General features: G+C 55.2%; 13 protein-coding genes and 1 riboswitch. Of the genes, 4 read left to right on the top strand and 9 right to left on the bottom strand.

Features of this window, described 5'->3' with window-relative positions; translation table 11 throughout:
- Positions 1–141 precede the first annotated feature (141 nt).
- Positions 142–807, top strand: a complete 666-nt coding sequence (locus WFP70_RS16785) for a 7-cyano-7-deazaguanine/7-aminomethyl-7-deazaguanine transporter (RefSeq protein WP_337023885.1) — start codon at positions 142–144, stop codon at positions 805–807.
- Between the two features lie 125 nt (positions 808–932).
- Positions 933–1490, top strand: coding sequence for a DcrB family lipoprotein (locus WFP70_RS16780; RefSeq protein WP_034827084.1), 558 nt, complete (start codon positions 933–935; stop codon positions 1488–1490).
- 88 nt (positions 1491–1578) lie between these two features.
- On the opposite strand, the gene glgP is transcribed toward WFP70_RS16780, so the two are convergent.
- From glgP to asd, 6 genes are all read right to left on the bottom strand, one after another.
- Positions 1579–4026 (bottom strand): glycogen phosphorylase, encoded by a 2448-nt coding sequence (gene glgP / locus WFP70_RS16775; protein WP_337023884.1) that lies wholly within the window; start codon positions 4024–4026, stop codon positions 1579–1581.
- A 21-nt stretch (positions 4027–4047) separates the two neighbouring features.
- Positions 4048–5481 (bottom strand): glycogen synthase GlgA, encoded by a 1434-nt coding sequence (gene glgA, locus WFP70_RS16770; protein WP_160868394.1) that lies wholly within the window; start codon positions 5479–5481, stop codon positions 4048–4050.
- Positions 5482–5550: 69 nt separating this feature from the next.
- Entirely contained in the window at positions 5551–6834 is a 1284-nt protein-coding gene (glgC, locus tag WFP70_RS16765) for a glucose-1-phosphate adenylyltransferase (RefSeq protein WP_097118916.1), read from the bottom strand.
- Positions 6835–6844: 10 nt separating this feature from the next.
- A complete protein-coding gene (glgX, locus tag WFP70_RS16760; RefSeq protein WP_337023883.1) occupies positions 6845–8824 on the bottom strand; it encodes a glycogen debranching protein GlgX in 1980 nt (659 codons plus the stop codon).
- Positions 8824–11010, bottom strand: a complete 2187-nt coding sequence (gene glgB, locus WFP70_RS16755; RefSeq protein ID WP_337023882.1) for a 1,4-alpha-glucan branching enzyme — start codon at positions 11008–11010, stop codon at positions 8824–8826. Before glgB ends, glgX begins: the two co-directional genes overlap by 1 nt.
- A gap of 359 nt (positions 11011–11369) precedes the next feature.
- Positions 11370–12479 (bottom strand): aspartate-semialdehyde dehydrogenase, encoded by a 1110-nt coding sequence (gene asd / locus WFP70_RS16750; RefSeq protein WP_097118913.1) that lies wholly within the window; start codon positions 12477–12479, stop codon positions 11370–11372.
- Between the two features lie 321 nt (positions 12480–12800).
- Between asd and WFP70_RS16745 the strand changes: the two genes are divergently transcribed.
- Positions 12801–13394: a YhgN family NAAT transporter gene (locus WFP70_RS16745; RefSeq protein ID WP_034827091.1), complete on the top strand. Its 594-nt coding sequence runs from the start codon at positions 12801–12803 to the stop codon at positions 13392–13394.
- 15 nt (positions 13395–13409) lie between these two features.
- Positions 13410–13733: a DUF805 domain-containing protein gene (locus WFP70_RS16740; protein WP_337023881.1), complete on the top strand. Its 324-nt coding sequence runs from the start codon at positions 13410–13412 to the stop codon at positions 13731–13733.
- 39 nt (positions 13734–13772) lie between these two features.
- On the opposite strand, the gene panS is transcribed toward WFP70_RS16740, so the two are convergent.
- From panS to lysC, 3 genes are all read right to left on the bottom strand, one after another.
- On the bottom strand, positions 13773–14696 hold the full coding sequence (gene panS / locus WFP70_RS16735) for a ketopantoate/pantoate/pantothenate transporter PanS (RefSeq protein WP_038643713.1): 924 nt from the start codon (positions 14694–14696) through the stop codon (positions 13773–13775).
- Between the two features lie 181 nt (positions 14697–14877).
- A complete protein-coding gene (gene aqpZ / locus WFP70_RS16730; protein WP_166933964.1) occupies positions 14878–15570 on the bottom strand; it encodes an aquaporin Z in 693 nt (230 codons plus the stop codon).
- 265 nt (positions 15571–15835) lie between these two features.
- Entirely contained in the window at positions 15836–17191 is a 1356-nt protein-coding gene (lysC, locus tag WFP70_RS16725; RefSeq protein ID WP_034827106.1) for a lysine-sensitive aspartokinase 3, read from the bottom strand.
- A 109-nt stretch (positions 17192–17300) separates the two neighbouring features.
- Positions 17301–17495, bottom strand: a riboswitch (Lysine riboswitch).
- Positions 17496–17854 lie beyond the last annotated feature (359 nt).

The following is a 17854-nucleotide window of genomic DNA, read 5'->3' as shown; positions in this document are numbered from 1 at the left end:
AGCAAGGCGGCAAGTGCGTGTATCCCCAGGAGCTTACATAAGTAAGTGGCTGGGGTACGCGAACGTAGCCAACGAAGCGACAACGCGAAGTATGAAGAGGATTGTTGGGTTCCCTCACCCCATTACTCAAAAAGGTCAGACATGATTGATTTCTCTGCACGTCAGCGCATGCATGCGCTGTTTTGGCTTTCCCTATTCCATCTGCTGGTGATCACTTCCAGTAACTATCTGGTCCAGCTGCCGGTTTCCATCTTCGGCTTCCACACCACCTGGGGTGCCTTTAGCTTTCCATTTATCTTCCTCGCTACCGATCTCACCGTGCGCATCTTTGGCGCGCCGTTAGCCCGTCGTATTATTTTGGCGGTGATGATCCCGGCGCTGTTTATCTCTTACGTGGTGTCCTGTGTGTTTTACCAGGGCGAATGGCAGGGATGGGCATCGCTGGAACAGGTGAATCTGTTTGTCGCACGTATCGCCAGTGCCAGCTTTATGGCCTATGCGCTCGGTCAGATTCTGGATGTCCACGTTTTTAACCGTTTGCGTTGTTTACCGCAGTGGTGGATCGCCCCTGCTGCAGCCATGTTCCTCGGCAATATCAGCGATACGCTGGCCTTCTTTTTCATCGCCTTCTACAAGAGCCCGGACCCGTTCATGGCCGCGCATTGGGTGGAGATCGCACTGGTGGATTACAGCTTCAAAGTGCTGATCTGCATGATTTTCTTCCTGCCCGCTTACGGTGTGTTGCTGAACAGCCTGCTAAAACGTCTGGCAGAGCGCTCGACACAGCGTCAGATCAATTTCGGCTAATTGCACATAGACGAAACGCCGCAGCGCGCTAAGATTTCCTGACAAACCGGCGGTTGCTTTTGACCGCCGATTCCGTTTTTATACCGGGTAGAAAGCACCTGACTGGAATCATCAAAGGGAAAAGAATGCGTAACTTAGTGAAATATGCGGGTATTGGTTTGTTGGTGTTAGGTCTTGCGGCCTGTGATCAGAAGAAAGAAGATGCGGCGGCAGGCAGCAACGGTGCCAGCGCCAGCCAGTCAGCCCAGACGGTGAACCTGATGGACGGCAAGCTGAGCTTCAGTCTGCCGGCGGGCATGTCTGATAAAAGCGGTAAACTCGGTTCTGAATCTACCAATATGCATGTGTACGCCGATGAAACCGGCCAGCGCGCAATTATTGTGATTGCGGGCGATCCGACCAACGAAGCGCTGGATGCCTTGTCACAGCGTCTGGAACAGCAGCAGCGCGGTCGCGATCCGCAGTTGCAGGTCGTTTCTAACAAAGCGGTGACGCTGAAAGATCAGCCAGCTCAGCAGTTGGATACCGTGATTTCGGCCAACAACCAAACCTCATGGTCTTCCGTGATTCTGGCAAAAGTGGATGGCAAACTGCTGACCCTGCAGATCACTCTTCCAGCCGACAATCAGCAGCAGGCACAGAGCGATGCTGATGCGATCGTGAAAAGCATCACTCTCAAGTAATGCTTTATAGGTGCGTATAAAAGCGCACCCTTCGAAAATCTCATCCATTGCGTTCAGGGTCGCCTTTAATGGCGACCCATTTCATACCTTACAATCTCACCGGCGAAATATGCCAAATCTCGTCCGCGTACTCCTGGATCGTCCTGTCTGCTGAGAAGTAGCCCATGTTGGCGATATTCAATGCCGCACGGCGCTGCCACTCATCCGGCTGACGATAAAGCTTGTCCACCTTATCCTGCGCATCCACATAGCTGCGATAATCGGCCAGCAGCTGGTAGTGATCGCCGAAGTTCACCAGCGCATCAAACAGATTGCGATAGCGACCTGGCTCTCCCGGGCTGAATGCACCACTGGCAATTTGCGTTAGCGCCTGGTGCAGCTCGGCATCTTCCTCATAATATTTACGCGGGTTGTAGCCATCCTTGCGCAACTGCTCGACCTGCGGCGTGGTGTTGCCGAAGATAAAGATATTCTCCGCACCCACATGCTCGCGCATCTCGACGTTCGCGCCATCCAGCGTACCAATCGTCAACGCGCCATTGAGGGCAAACTTCATGTTACTGGTGCCGGACGCCTCGGTGCCCGCTGTAGAGATCTGCTCGGACAGATCCGCCGCCGGAATAATGATCTGCGCCAGGCTCACGCTGTAGTTAGGAATAAACACCACCTTCAGCTTGTTCTTCACCTGCGGATCGTTGTTGATCACGTTGGCAACATCGTTGATCAGATGGATGATGTGCTTCGCCACGTAATAGGCCGATGCGGCTTTACCGGCGAAGATATTGACGCGCGGCACCCAATCCGCAGTGGGATCGGCTTTGATGCGGTTATAACGGGTGATGACGTGCAGCACGTTAAGCAGCTGACGCTTATATTCATGGATACGTTTGATCTGCACATCGAACAGCGCATGCGGATCCAGCACGATATCCATGTTCTTCGCCACCCAATCCGCCAGACGTTTTTTATTGGCGAATTTGGCGTCGGAAATTTGCTCGATAAAGACCGGATAATCAATGTGTGGCGTCAGATCACTCAGCTGACTGAGGTCGGTTCGCCAGGTGCGACCAATCGTCTCGTCTAATACATCGGACAGCGCCGGGTTAGCCAGCGCCAGCCAGCGACGCGGTGTCACGCCGTTGGTTTTATTACAGAAACGCCCCGGGAACAGGCGCGCAAAATCAGCAAACAGCGACTGCACCATCAGATTGGAATGCAGCTCTGAAACGCCATTCACTTTATGGCTGACCACCACCGCCAGCCACGCCATGCGCACCTTACGGCCGTTGTTTTCGTCGATGATCGAGATGCGTGACATCAAATCCCAATCATCCGGATAGTATTCCTGGATGGTTTTCAGGAAGTAATCGTTGATTTCAAACACAATGCTGAGGTGGCGCGGCAGAATCTTGCCGAACATATCCACCGGCCAGGTTTCCAGCGCTTCACTCATCAATGTGTGGTTGGTGTAAGAGAACACCTGGCAAGTGACCTCAAAAGCGTCATCCCAGCTGAACTTGTGATCGTCGATCAACAAGCGCATCAATTCAGGGATGGCTAAAACCGGGTGGGTGTCATTGAGATGGATAGCAATTTTATCCGCCAGATTGTCCCAGGTTTCATGCATTTGCCAGTGGCGACTCAAAATATCCTGCACCGTGGCGGAGACGAGGAAATACTCCTGACGCAAACGCAGTTCACGACCAGAATCGGTAGAATCATCCGGATAGAGCACGCGCGATACGTTCTCTGAGTGGTTTTTATCTTCTACCGCCGCAAAGTAATCCCCCTGGTTAAACTTGCCGAGGTTGATCTCATTACTGGCCTGCGCGCTCCACAAGCGCAGCGTGTTGGTGGCATCGGTGTCGAAACCCGGAATGATTTGATCGTAAGCCGCCGCGATAATCTCTTCGGTTTCCAGCCAACGTACGCGCGCACCTTCATGCTGCAGACGGCCACCAAAGCGGACTTTGTAGCGGGTATTGAAGCGCTGGAACTCCCACGGATTGCCGTATTCCAGCCAGTAATCCGGCGATTCACGCTGCTGACCGTCGACAATGTTCTGCTTGAACATGCCGTAGTCATAACGAATGCCATAACCGCGTCCCGGTAAGCCGAGGGTGGCGAGCGAGTCGAGGAAACAGGCCGCTAAACGACCCAGGCCGCCATTGCCAAGCCCCGGATCGTTCTCTTCGTCCATCAGTTCACTGAGGTCGAGCCCCATCTCGTCCAGCGCCTGATTGAGATCGTCATAGATGCCCATCGCCAGCAGTGAATTGCCCAGCGTGCGTCCCATCAGGAATTCCATCGACAGGTAGTAAACCTGACGCACATCCTGCGACAGCTGCGCACGGCTTGAGCGCAACCAACGTTCCACCATACGATCGCGCACTGCCAGCAAGGCGGCGTTAAGCCACTCATGCTGATTGGCGATCGACGGGTCTTTACCAATAGTAAACATCAGTTTATAGGCGATTGAGTGCTTCAGTGCGTCAACCGTTAGCGTGGGTGAGGCATAGGTGAAAGGTGCATTCATATCCAGTATCCCAATCTCTGATTACAGCAAACGTTGATAAAGATCGCGGTAGGCTTGTGCGGCCACCTGCCAACTAAAATCCATCCCCATCGCCTGCCGCTGAACGTAGCGCCAGAGAGAAGGACGGGACCAGAGGACAAAAGCACGTCGAATCGCCCGCAGCAGCGACCAGGCGTTACTGTCTTCAAAACTGAAACCGCTTGCGACCCCGTCAGCGAGGTTCTCCAGCGAACTGTCCTGCACGGTATCTGCCAGCCCGCCGGTGCGGCGCACTAGCGGCAACGTGCCGTATTTCAAACCGTACAACTGAGTTAAGCCGCACGGTTCAAAACGGCTCGGCACCATAATCACATCGGCGCCACCGACAATGCGGTGTGAGAAGGCTTCGTGATAACCGATCTGCACGCCGACGCTGCCTGGATGTTCCGCCGCCGCAGCGAGGAAACCTTGTTGTAACTCTGCATCGCCCTGGCCCAACAGCACCAGCTGCCCGCCTTGCGCCAATAGCCCCGGTAACGCTTCCAGCACCAGATCCAGCCCTTTCTGTTTGGTCAAACGGCTGATGACACAAAATACCGGCACTTTGTCATCCACCTTCAGGCCCATGGCGATCTGTAGTTGGCGCTTGTTCTCCGCTTTGCTCTCCAGCGTTTCCCGGTCGTAACGCGCCGTCAGCAGCAGGTCGTGCGCCGGGTCCCAAATACCCGGGTCAACGCCATTCAGGATGCCACTCAGCCGCCCCTCTTTCAGACGCTGCTCTAGCAGCGCTTCCATGCCATAACCGAATTCTGGCCGGGTGATTTCCAGAGCATACGTCGGGCTGACTGCGGTTATATGATCGGCATAAAATAATCCCGCCTTGAGGTACGAAATTTGTCCGTAGAACTCCAGGCCATGCATGGTGAAGAAACTGCGCGGGATCTGGATCTCATCCAGATGACGCGCATTGAACAGCCCCTGATACGCGAGGTTGTGCACGGTAAACACCGTTTTTGCCGGGTGTCCACGGGCCGCGATGTAAGCACAGGTTAACCCCGCGTGCCAGTCATGCGCGTGCACCACATCGGGTTGCCAGTAGGTATCCAACCCGCTGGCCAGCTCGGCACCCATCCAGCCCAGCAGCGCAAAACGCAGATAGTTATCCACGTAGGCAAACTGCGATGTGTCGTGATAAGGGCTGCCGGGACGCTCATACAATCCCGGCGCATCAATTAAATAAATGCCAACTCCATTGAATTGTCCAAATAATAAACGGACCGGGCCAGCAAAAGTATGCAATTCCGCAACGATCTCGGTGTCAGGAATCCCTTTACGCAGATCCGGATACGCGGGAAGCAATACCCGCGCATCCGTACCACCCGCAATCTGAGCCTGAGGCAATGCGCCGACGACATCAGCCAACCCGCCGGTTTTGAGCAGCGGGAAAAGTTCTGAACAGACATGTAAAACCTGCATCCTGGACCCCTATTGTGTTATCGCGCGCGTTCCCCGCGGCGATTATGTGCTTGCTCGTTGCATTCGTGGTCAGCCAGCCAATTTGGCCAGCATGGCGCGCGTCACCAAAACGATGCCTTCTTCTGAACGGTAAAAACGGCGGCTGTCTTCATCAGGGTTTTCACCAATCACCATGCCTTCCGGAATCACGCAGGCGCGATCAATCACGCAACGGCGTAGACGACAGGAACGATTGATCACCACATCCGGTAACAGCACCGATGAGTCGATATTGCAAAACGAGTTAATGCGCACGCGTGGGAACAACACCGAATTCACCACCACGGAACCGGAGATAATGCAGCCGCCGGAAACCAGTGAATTCATCGTCATGCCATGGCTGCCCGAGCGATCCTGCACAAATTTGGCGGGCGGCAAGGGTTCCATATGCGTACGGATTGGCCAGTCGTGGTCGTACATATCCAGTTCCGGCGTGACCGAGGCCAGATCGAGATTAGCGCGCCAGTAAGCTTCCAGCGTTCCGACGTCACGCCAGTAAGGCTCGGCGTTTTCATCGTTCTGTACGCACGACAACGTAAAGGAGTGCGCGTAGGCTTCACCGCTGGCGACAATTTTTGGCAGCAAATCCTTGCCGAAATCGTGGCTCGATTCAGGGATTAGCAAATCCTCTTCCAATAGCTGGTAGAGGTAATCAGCGTTGAACACGTAGATCCCCATACTGGCTAACGCTTTGGTGTCATCGCCCGGCATTGACGGTGGCTTCGGCGGTTTTTCCACAAAATCCACCACGTTGTTGTCCGCATCCACCGCCATCACACCAAACGCCGTGGCTTCGTCGAGCGGCACCGGTAAGCAGGCGATGGTGCACTTCGCGCCACGTTCAGCGTGATCGAGCAACATCCGCGAGTAATCCATTTTGTAGATATGATCCCCGGCGAGAATCACGATGTATTGCGCTCGATAGCGGCGAATGATGTCGAGGTTCTGCGAAACTGCATCGGCGGTACCGCGATACCAATGCTCGGTGGATGCACGCTGCTGCGCCGGCAGCAAATCGACAAATTCATTCATCTCTTCGTTGAATAACGACCAGCCACGCTGGATGTGCTGCGTTAACGTATGCGACTGATATTGGGTGATCACGCCGATGCGCCGAATACCCGAATTGATACAATTCGACAGCGCAAAGTCGATGATGCGGAACTTGCCGCCGAAATGAACGGCAGGTTTGGCGCGTTTCGCGGTGAGATCTTTCAGACGCGTACCGCGCCCGCCAGCAAGGATCAACGCCACCGTTTGTGTAGGGAGCTGGCGCGCCAGCATCAGTGGATCTGTTCTATCTAACTTAACCATGTCTGACTCCTTATGATTGCTTTAGGAACACACACACGCCGTGTGCGGGCCCGTGCCAGACAGTTGTCAGGATGGGGTTATCTTCCCCGGCGAAAGGAGGAATGGCACGCCACTCTCCGTCTGGTAAGGCAAGGTCACTCACCGATTCCGTGGCGTTGATTGTTATTAACCAGCGGCTGGAGAGCAGGATCTGCATTCTGTGCGCCCCCTGTTCCCACTCCTCATTTCCCAGTGGTTTGCCGCTGGCATTGAACCACTGCACATTGCCATCGCCCTCCTGCCACCAGCGATCCGCTGTCAGTGCAGGAATGCGCTGACGCAGCCGGATTAACGCGGCAGTGAAGTCGACCAGTCCAAAATCATCCTGATGCCAGTGCAACCAGGTGAGTGGGTTATCCTGACAGTACGCGTTATTGTTACCGTGCTGGCTGTGACCGCGTTCGTCCCCGGCCAGCAGCATCGGTGTACCTTGCGCCAACAGCAGCGTGGTCAGCAGAGCATGCACGCTACGCCGACGACGTTCGACAATATCGAAATTGACCTGTAGCCCCTCTTTGCCATGGTTGTGGCTGAAGTTACTGCTACTGCCGTCACGATTGTCTTCGCCGTTGGCCTGATTGTGTTTATTGTTGAAGCTCACCACGTCGCGCAGCGTAAAACCGTCATGCGCGGTGATCAGATTGATACTGGCGTGCGGCAAGCGTCCCTCTCGCTGGAATACATCGCTGGAGGCGGCAAAGCGCCGGGCAAATTCGCCATTATTGAGCTGGCCGTGCAGCCAGTAACGGCGCGCGGCATCTCGGAAATGGTCATTCCATTCCGCGAATCCTTCGGGAAAATTGCCCACCTGATAGCCGCCGGGGCCGATATCCCACGGTTCAGCAATCAATTTGACCTGTGACAGCACCGGACAGGCTTTAATGGCGATGAACAGCGGCGCATCCTGCCGATAGTCCGGCGTACGACCCAGCACGCTGGCGAGGTCAAAACGGAAGCCATCGATATGGCAGTCCCGCACCCAATAGCGCAGCGCTTCTAATGCCCATTCCATCACCTGCGGATCGCTGAGATTGAGCGTGTTGCCGCAGCCGGTCCAGTTTTGATATTCACCCTGCGCGTCGAGCCAGTAATAGCTGGCGTTATCCACGCCGCGCAGTGAAATGTTGGGGCCAATCTCTTCCAACTCGGCAGTGTGGTTGAACACCACATCAAGGATCACTTCGATACCCGCCGCATGCAGCGCTTTGACCGCCTGCTGAAACTCCTGCAAGGGCGTTAAACCCTGCTCGCCGGACGCGTAGCGGGGATCCACCGCCCACAGCGCGAACGGGTTGTAACCCCAGTAATTGCTCAGCCCGAGTCGTAGCAGACGCGGCTCGCTGGCGAAGTGCGCTATCGGCAGCAGTTCCAGCGCGGTAATACCGAGATGGCGAAAGTACTTCACCATAGCAGGATGGCCCAGTGCCGCATAAGTCCCGCGCAGCCTTTCCGGAATTTCCGGATGTTGCCGGGTTAAGCCGCGCACGTGCGCCTCATACACCACCGTCTTGCCCCACGGCGTACGCAGTGGTTTCTCATCATCCCAGTCAAAATCTTCAGCGATCACCAGTGATTTGGGCGCAATGGCAGCGTTATCCTGCTCATCCGGCTGCTGCTCACCTCCGCTAAAACGCGGATCGTCGGGAATATCCCCCACCACCGCTTTTGCGCAGGGATCGACCAGTAATTTGGCCGGGTTAAATCGATGTCCTTGTTGCGGTGCCCATGGGCCGTGCACGCGATAGCCGTAACGCTGGCCGGGCTTTAATGCCGGAAAATAGCCGTGCCAGATATCCCCACTGCGCGCGGGCAGCGCAAAGCGCCGTTCAACGCCGTGCGCGTCAAACAGGCACAGCTCCACTTGCTCGGCATGGCGGGAAAACAGCGTGAAGTTTACGCCGCGCCCATCATAATGGGCGCCCAACGGCATCGGCTGCCCGGTCTCCAGCATCAGTCGCCCTCCCGCACCAGCCAAATCGTGGCCAGCGGCGGCAAGACCAGGCTAAGCGATTGCGGCCGACCGTGGCTCTCAATCACGTCGGTATGCACCACCCCATGATTGCGCACATCACTGCCGTGATAATCCTGTTGGTCGGTGTTCAGTACCTCACGCCAGCCGCCTTGTTGATTAACGCCAAAGCGATAGTCATGGCGCGCCACCGGCGTGAAATTACTGGCGACAATGATTTCATTGCCGTCACGATCGCGACGTGCAAACACAAACACCGAGTTTTCATGATCGTCGACCACCAGCCATTCAAAGCCCTGCGCATCGAAATCAAGTTGATGTAATGGCGTGAAGTGTTTGTAGCTGTGGTTGAGATCGCGCACCAGACGCTGTACGCCGTTGTGCCAGTTGTCTTCGCCCTCCAGCAGATGCCAGTCGAGGCTCGAATCGTGATTCCACTCGCGGCCTTGAGCAAACTCGTTGCCCATAAACTGCAGCTTTTTACCGGGGAAGCCCCACATCCAGCCGTAATAGGCACGCAGGTTGGCAAACTTTTGCCACGCATCGCCGGGCATGCGATCAAGAATCGAGCGTTTACCGTGCACCACTTCATCGTGCGACAGCGGCAGCACGAAGTTTTCGGTGTAGTTATAAAGCATGCCAAACGTCATCAGGTTGTGATGATAACGACGATGCACTGGATCGAGTTTCATGTAGTCGAGCGTGTCGTGCATCCAGCCGAGGTTCCATTTGAACCAGAAGCCAAGACCGCCATCCTCAGAGGGACGTGTCACGCCAGGATAGTCGGTGGACTCTTCCGCCACGCTGATGGTGCCCGGTGCCGCGCGGCCCAGCGTGCGGTTGGTGTGACGCAGGAATGAGATGGCCTCAAGATTCTCGCGACCGCCGAAGTGATTGGGCACCCATTCGCCCTCTTTGCGGCTGTAATCGCGGTAGATCATCGATGCCACGGCATCCACACGCAGGCCATCAATGCCAAAGCGCTCCATCCAATACAGCGCGTTGCCGGAGAGATAGTTACTGACTTCGCGGCGGCCAAAGTTGTAGATCAGCGTGTTCCAGTCTTGATGGTAGCCTTCACGCGGATCGCTGTGCTCATACAGTTCGGTGCCATCAAATTTCGCCAATCCGAAATCGTCACTGGGAAAGTGACCCGGCACCCAATCAAGCAACACATTAAGGCCGGCATCGTGCGCTGCGTCGATAAAGTGGCGGAACTCATCGCGGGTACCAAAGCGGCGCGTGGGTGCATACATGCCAAGAGGCTGATAGCCCCAGCTGCCATCAAACGGATGTTCGTTGATCGGCAGCAGTTCAATGTGGGTGAAGCCCATCTCTTTGACGTAAGGCACCAGCTGTTCGGCCAGCTCTTTGTAGCTCAGCCAGAAGTTGTTGTCGGTGTGGCGGCGCCAGGATCCCAGATGCACTTCGTAAATCGAGATCGGCTGATCAAAAGTATTGGCGGCTTTGCGCTGCGGCTGCATCTCCACCTTCGGCGGTAAACCACAGATCATTGAGGCGGTTTGCGGGCGCATCTGTGCTTCAAAGGCAAACGGGTCGGCTTTGATGCGCATCTGCCCTGATGCATCAATAATTTCATATTTGTACAGCTGGCCATTCACCGCGCCCGGCACAAACAGCTCCCAGATACCCAGCTCACGGCGGAAGCGCATCGGGTGACGACGACCGTCCCAGAAATTGAATTCGCCCACCACGGAGACGCGACGTGCGTTCGGTGCCCACACCGAGAAACGGGTGCCGCTGACGCCATCGATGGTCGCGTTATGAGCACCTAGCGTTTCATACGGGCGCAGATGCGTGCCTTCGCCGAGCAGCCAGGCATCCATTTCGGCCAATAGAGGACCGAAGCGATAGGCATCATCGATCAGGTTTTGCTGGCCGTGCCAGGTGACCGCCAACTGATAGCGAAACAGGTTTTTACGGCGTGGGATCACACCGCAGAAGAAGCCGCGTGAATCGAGGCATTTAAGCTGCGCGCATTTGCGTCCGGTGTTGGTTTCAATCACCCAGACTTCGGAGGCATCGGGCAGCAGCGCGCGGACTTCGAGGCCTTCGACAGTTTGGTGCATCCCCAAAAAAGAGAAGGGATCGGCATAATTCCCGGCAAAAAGGGCATTGATCGCCTGGCGATCGGGAAGCTCTGACATGACTTTCTTCCTATGATTTTGCGCAGGCGACCGGAGTGGACAACAATGCCGCCTCTGGTGCGCTGCTTTTCATTGAGCCATACATACACCAGCAAGAGAGGACACCGTCCATGGGAGAAGATCTTTGCCGTGTACAACAACCATTCAGTTCGGAAAGCAAAAACAGTTAACAACCGGCACATCACTGTTAAATCATAGCTTGGGGCTGGCAGAAGCCAGGGGGGAAAGCAAAAAAATCTTGTCGGGCAAGCAAAAAGGGGAAGCGGATCACTTGTCAGGCGCAATTTGGGTTAAGTTTTGCAACCTGGTTGGCATAAAAAAGGCCGGGAAATCCCGGCCTGTCTGGTTTGTCGCTGCGCTTAGTCGATCAGCAAACGCAACATGCGGCGTAGCGGTTCAGCCGCGCCCCACAGCAGCTGATCGCCCACGGTAAAGGCGGAAAGGTATTCCGGCCCCATGTTCAGTTTGCGCAGACGGCCCACTGGCGTGGTCAGCGTACCGGTCACCGCTGCAGGGGTCAGTTCACGCATGGTGATTTCGCGGTCATTTGGCACCACTTTCACCCATTCGTTATGAGAAGCCAGCAGCTGTTCGATTTCGTTCAGCGGGATATCTTTTTTCAGCTTCAGGGTGAATGCCTGGCTGTGGCAGCGCAGTGCACCGACGCGCACACACAGACCATCCACTGGGATCACGCTGCTGGTGCGCAGAATCTTGTTGGTTTCTGCCTGGCCTTTCCACTCTTCGCGGCTCTGGCCGTTATCCAACTGCTTGTCGATCCATGGAATCAGGCTGCCCGCCAGCGGTACGCCGAAGTTGTCGGTCGGCAAAGTGCCTGAACGGGTGAAATCGGTGACGCTGCGTTCGATATCCAGAATCGCCGAAGCCGGATCCTGCAGGGATTTCGCCACGTGGTCGTGCAACATGCCCATTTGGGTCAGCAGTTCACGCATATGGCGCGCACCGCCGCCCGACGCCGCCTGATAAGTAGCGACAGAGGCCCACTCCACCAGATCGTTAGCGAACAGGCCGCCGAGTGACATCAGCATCAGGCTGACGGTACAGTTACCGCCGACGAAGGTTTTGATACCGTTGTCGAGGCCCTGACGAATCACATTGTGGTTAACCGGATCGAGAATGATGATGGCGTCATCTTTCATGCGCAGCGTCGAGGCCGCATCAATCCAGTAACCCTGCCAGCCGCTTTCACGCAGCTTAGGGTAAACTTCACTGGTGTAGTCACCGCCCTGGCAGGTGATAATAATATCCAGCGCCTTCAGCGCCTCGATATCAAAAGCATCCTGCAGCGCACCGGTCGACTTGCCGCCGAATGTCGGTGCTGCCTGACCAAGCTGAGACGTGGAGAAGAAGACCGGATTAATCACATCAAAATCGCGTTCTTCACTCATGCGTGACATCAGCACAGAGCCGACCATGCCACGCCAACCAATAAAGCCTACATTCTTCATTTTCTGTCCGTCCGGGGCGTTTTCACTGTGCCCTTCGTGGTGCGAGGAAAAGACCAAGCGGAATATCCAGTTGATCTGCGTAATAATCAGGTTTACCTGCGACCTCCAACTCTACAAAATGCAGGCTTTCTGGCAAGTGAATTAATTCGATTGCGCCAACTTTTTCAGCAGTACAACTAATACTCCCCTCAATGAATCGAGGTACGGGCAGGCGGAAATTCGGAGTATCTCGATCGGCTACACGATTCAGCGCTCCGCAAGCCCATCGCCGCCAACGCACCTGAGTTGAAGAATGACGGGAACAAGGGATGGCTTTTACCTATGACTGAAATGATATCTGCGACCATATTGCTGCTGTTGATTATGGATCCGCTAGGCAACCTGCCGATTTTTATGTCGGTGCTTAAGCATCTCGAACCCAAGCGCCGGCGCGCGGTGCTAATACGTGAAATGCTGATCGCACTGATCATCATGCTGCTGTTCCTGTTTACCGGCGAACGTATTCTGGCGTTCCTGAATTTGCGCACCGAAACCGTCTCGATCTCCGGCGGCATCATCCTGTTCCTCATCGCCATCCGCATGATTTTTCCCTCTGGCGAAACCAGTACCAGCGGATTACCTGCAGGTGAAGAACCGTTTCTGGTGCCGCTGGCGATTCCGCTGGTTGCAGGCCCTTCGCTGTTAGCCACGCTGATGCTGCTGTCACATCAATATCCCAATCAGATGTCACATTTGGTTGGCGCATTGCTGATTGCCTGGGGCGTTACCGTGGTCATTCTGCTGATGTCAGGACTGTTTTTACGCCTGTTGGGTGACAAAGGCGTTAACGCGCTGGAACGGTTAATGGGCTTGATTTTGATTATGCTGGCAACGCAGATGTTCCTGGATGGGATCCGCGCTTATCTGAAACTGTAGCCATAGGAAGGGAAGATGCTGATAACCCGATTTTTTACGATTATCAAAGATGGCTTTCTCAAGACGTTTAACTTTAGTGGGCTGGAAAGACGTGCAGGCTACGTGGTGTTCGTCGTGTTTCAGGTGATCTGGTTTTGCCTTTACCTGCAGCTGTTTGCCATGAAGAGTGGCGAAATTGCTTTAGTGCCGCTGCTGCTGTTTATCCTGCCGTTGCTGGCCTGTGGCAGTCGAAGGATTAATGATGCGGGTTATTCGCGAGGTGTTTTTATTCTTTTGCTCATCGCGCCCTATCTGCTGTTCCCTTTCCTCGCATTCCCTGCTTCGGTAGCGCGTAAGTAAATAGACAGCGGGCGGCACTTTGGCCGCCCGCTCGCAGGATTACTTCTGCTTCTTCTCAATCGGTTTGCCCGACCAGTAACCGGCCAGCAGCGAACCTGAAAGGTTGTGCCACACCGAGAACAGCGCACCCGGCAAGGCGGCCAGTGGCGAGAAGTAGAGTTTGCCCAGCGTTGCCGCCAGACCGGAGTTCTGCATACCCACTTCCAGTGCCAGCGTGCGGCAGGTGGATTCGTCAAAGCCAAACAGCTTGCCGCCCCAGTAACCGCCCAGCAGGCCGATGGCGTTATGCAGGATCACCGCCGCAATCACCACCAGGCCGACAGAACCGATAAAGCCCTGAGAACCCGCTACCACTGCGCTGATAATCAGCAGAATGCAGACCATGGAAAATGCCGGCAGATAGGGCTCAACACGGCGCACCACGCTGTTCATTGAGTGGTGGATGATCAGACCCAGACCAATCGGGATAACCACGATTTTAACGATGCTGAGCAGCATGCCGATCACATCGACCTGAATGTGAGTATCGACATAGAAGCGCGTCAGTAGCGGCGTGGCGAAAACACCCACCAGCGCAGACACTGAAGAGATGGTCACGGACAGGGCCACATCGCCCTTCGCCAGATAGATCATCACGTTGGACGCGGTACCGCTGGCCACGCTGCCCACCAGGATCATCCCGGCTGAAAGGTCCGGCGGCATGTGGAATAGCTTAGCCAGGCCCCAGGCGGCGAGTGGCATCACCAGATAGTGCAAAAAGGTGCCGGCGATAACCGGTGCCGGACGTGTCAGCACACGTTTGAAATCATCAATATTCAGCGTCACACCCATGCCGAACATGATCAGCATTAGCAGGTAAGTGACCCACGGCCCAATGCCGAGGAATGTCGAGGGCGAGTAATACGCCGCGACCGAGAGCAGCACGGCCCAGAGCGGGAACAGGCGGGTTAACTTGGCGAGCATGGAGAGACTTCCTTAGATATTTTTTAATTTATTTCATATGCCACAGATGAAGTGCCGCGCGGGGAACGACCACAGCGACGGACGCGGGATCATAACATTTCATTATCGTGACGTAAGGCGGGAAGTCGCTGGCAGGATAAAATGCGGATCGTCTGCGGTCGATCCGCGCTTTGTAGAGAAATTACTCTGCTTTTTCCAGTAAAACACGGTAGATCACACCACCGATTGCCGCACCAATAATCGGCATCAGCCAGAACATCCAGAGTTGCTGCAATGCCCAACCGCCCTGGAAAATCGCCACACCGGTGCTGCGTGCTGGATTGACGGAGGTATTGGTCACCGGAATGCTCACCAGGTGGATCAGCGTTAGCGCCAGCCCAATGGCAATCGGTGCGAAACCGGCCGGTGCGCGTTTATCGGTCGCGCCCATGATCACCACCAGGAAGATTGCCGTCATCACCGTTTCACAGATCATCCCGGCATGCAGGCTAAATCCGCCCGGTGAATGCTCACCATAGCCATTCGAAGCGAACCCGCTGGCAGCGGCATCAAAGCCGGGTTTACCGCTGGCAATCAGATACAACACGCCGCCTGCGGCTGCGGCGCCGATTAACTGCACGATGATGTAAGGGATCACCTGAGCGGCCGGGAAACGCCCTCCCACCGTCAACCCTATGGTGACGGCCGGATTAAAATGCCCACCGGAAATGTGCCCTACGGCGAACGCCATCACCAGCACCGTTAAACCAAATGCCAGCGCCACGCCCGCAAAACCAATCCCGACTTGTGGGAAGGTGGCAGCTAATACCGCGCTGCCACACCCGCCTAACACCAGAACAAACGTGCCTACCCCTTCAGCAACCAATCTTTGCATAGCCATTCCCTCAAAAATTGAATGTTTTCTCATTGGGACAATCGATAAGAGCGATTAAAACGTAACCGCTGATTAGCAGCGTAGTGGGATATGAAGACAATTCCAGTGGGGAAAACGAAGTAAATAGCTATGAATCATGGGGTTATCAAGAAATCACTGGTGCGAAAAATGCGCTGCCGTTTGGCTTAATTTATTGTTTAACGAAATTTATAAAATAAAAAAGCCGGACCAGGTCCGGCTTGATGGATTGCGCTAAAAATTTGCCTTAAGAACCAAAAAGATTCTTATGCAGCGCGCGCACCACTTCTTCTGCGTCTGGCGTTGGTACCAGGAAGCACAGGTTATAGCTGCTGGCTCCGTAACAGATCATGCGCAGGTTAAACGGCTCAAGGGCACCAAACACCTCTTTGCCAACGCCGCAGGCTTTCGACAGGTTGTTGCCGATAATCGCCACCAGCGCCAGGTTCTCTTCCACTTCCACGCGGCACAGTGAAGAGAGTTCGGTCAGCAGTGCTTGCGTCAACAAGCTTTCACCGGTGGTCGAAGAACCGGTGGTATCCAGCGTCAGCGCCACGCTCACTTCTGACGTGGTGACCAGATCGACGGAGATGTTATGGCGAGCCAGAATCGCGAACACTTCAGCCAGGAAGCCGTGCGCGTGCAGCATGTTCAGGCTGTGCAGCGTCATCAGGGTTTGCTTACGACGCAGTGCCAGCGCACGGAACAGCGGTGGATTCTGGGTTTCATTGCACACGCGCGTGCCACCGGCAGCCGGATCTTTGCTCGAACCCACGAACACCGGAATGTCACTGCGCACAGCTGGCAGCAAGGTCGCCGGATGCAGCACTTTCGCGCCGAAGATTGCCATTTCAGCCGCTTCTTCGAAGGTAATTTCTTCGATGCGTTTCGCGGTGGGCACCACACGCGGGTCGGTGGTGTAGATGCCGGCCACGTCGGTCCAGATATCCACACGCGACGCCTGCAGAGCTTCTCCCAACAGTGCTGCGGTATAGTCGCTGCCGCCACGTCCCAGCGTGGTGGTGCGCCCTTTGCCTTCGCTACCAATAAAGCCCTGAGTAACGACCAGTGCTTCTGCAACACGTGGAGCCAGTTGCGCGGTGGACAGCTCTTTCAGCGTGGCAACATCAGGCTCAGCACGACCAAAACGGTCGCTGGTGCGCATCACTTTACGCACATCAAACCATTCGGCATTGACCTGACGCTCACGCAGCACTTCCACGAACAGCAGGGTCGACATCAGCTCACCGTGGCTTACCAACTCATCGGTCAGCGCATGTGAGGTCGCCAGCGCAGTCGCTTCCGCCAGCATCAGGATGTTTTCCAGCATGCGATCAATCTCCTGGCGAATCACTTCAGGGGATTGCAGGCGATCAATGATGGCGTATTGAATGTTGCGAATTTCGTCCAGCAGGTGCGCGCGCTGCTCCAGTTCCCGGCCTTCAGCCAGAGAAACCAGCAGATTAGTCACGCCAGCAGACGCAGAGAGCACCACTAAACGGGTATTGGCATCAGAGAGCACAACATCCGCACTGCGGTTCATGGCATCAAAATCGGCAACGCTGGTGCCGCCAAATTTTGCCACGATCAGGTTTTGAGACATGTTACGAACCTCGTGTCAGATTAGCTTTCTCCCATAGTTAAACGGAAGAGGTGATTTCAGCCTTGGCACAAGAGAAGAGCAGAATTGGACAGACAAGATCAGGAGATGAGTCACCAAAAGCACTTCACCTTGCGAAACGTCCGACTGCGGACGCTTCTGGTGACAACCCAGAGGATTCAGCCCCTGCAGCCGACAGGACAACACTCCGCGCGTTGTTCCATCTCGGCGTCGCACCCCATGATGTGTTGTCGTTGGATACGGATCCTCAAACACACTGCCTGGGCGACGCGCCTCTTCTGGCTTGCACCCAAAGGTGCAAGTCGCGGGCACAAAATACTGATTAATTTTGCTGCTGTCCAGCCTTGCAACACGCTGAAAATTCTTTTTTAGAATTACGCCAGCGCATCGCAGAACAAACGCTGGCAGCCACACCCGCCTAAAGTAGTCAACGGCGCGCAAAAACGCGGCTTTTTGCTGATGCGGCACAGGGAATTTTTTTGCCAGAACATCGACAATCACCGCCGGATTAACCTGAAACCTTGCGGCCACGGTCACAAATTTTTTCCCTTCGTTTGCAACTGTGGTCATACTGAAACCCGTTTGCGGTAGCGTATCAGCCACAAGAAATGCTTAGCACGCTGGGCCAGCAGGACGCGCCCGGCT

This window comes from Pantoea sp. USMM079 (assembly GCF_037153115.1).
In the GTDB taxonomy this organism is placed as follows: Bacteria; Pseudomonadota; Gammaproteobacteria; order Enterobacterales; family Enterobacteriaceae; genus Pantoea; species Pantoea communis.
Note: the sequence above shows the minus strand (reverse complement) of the source record. Positions and strands in the feature narration are given on the sequence as shown.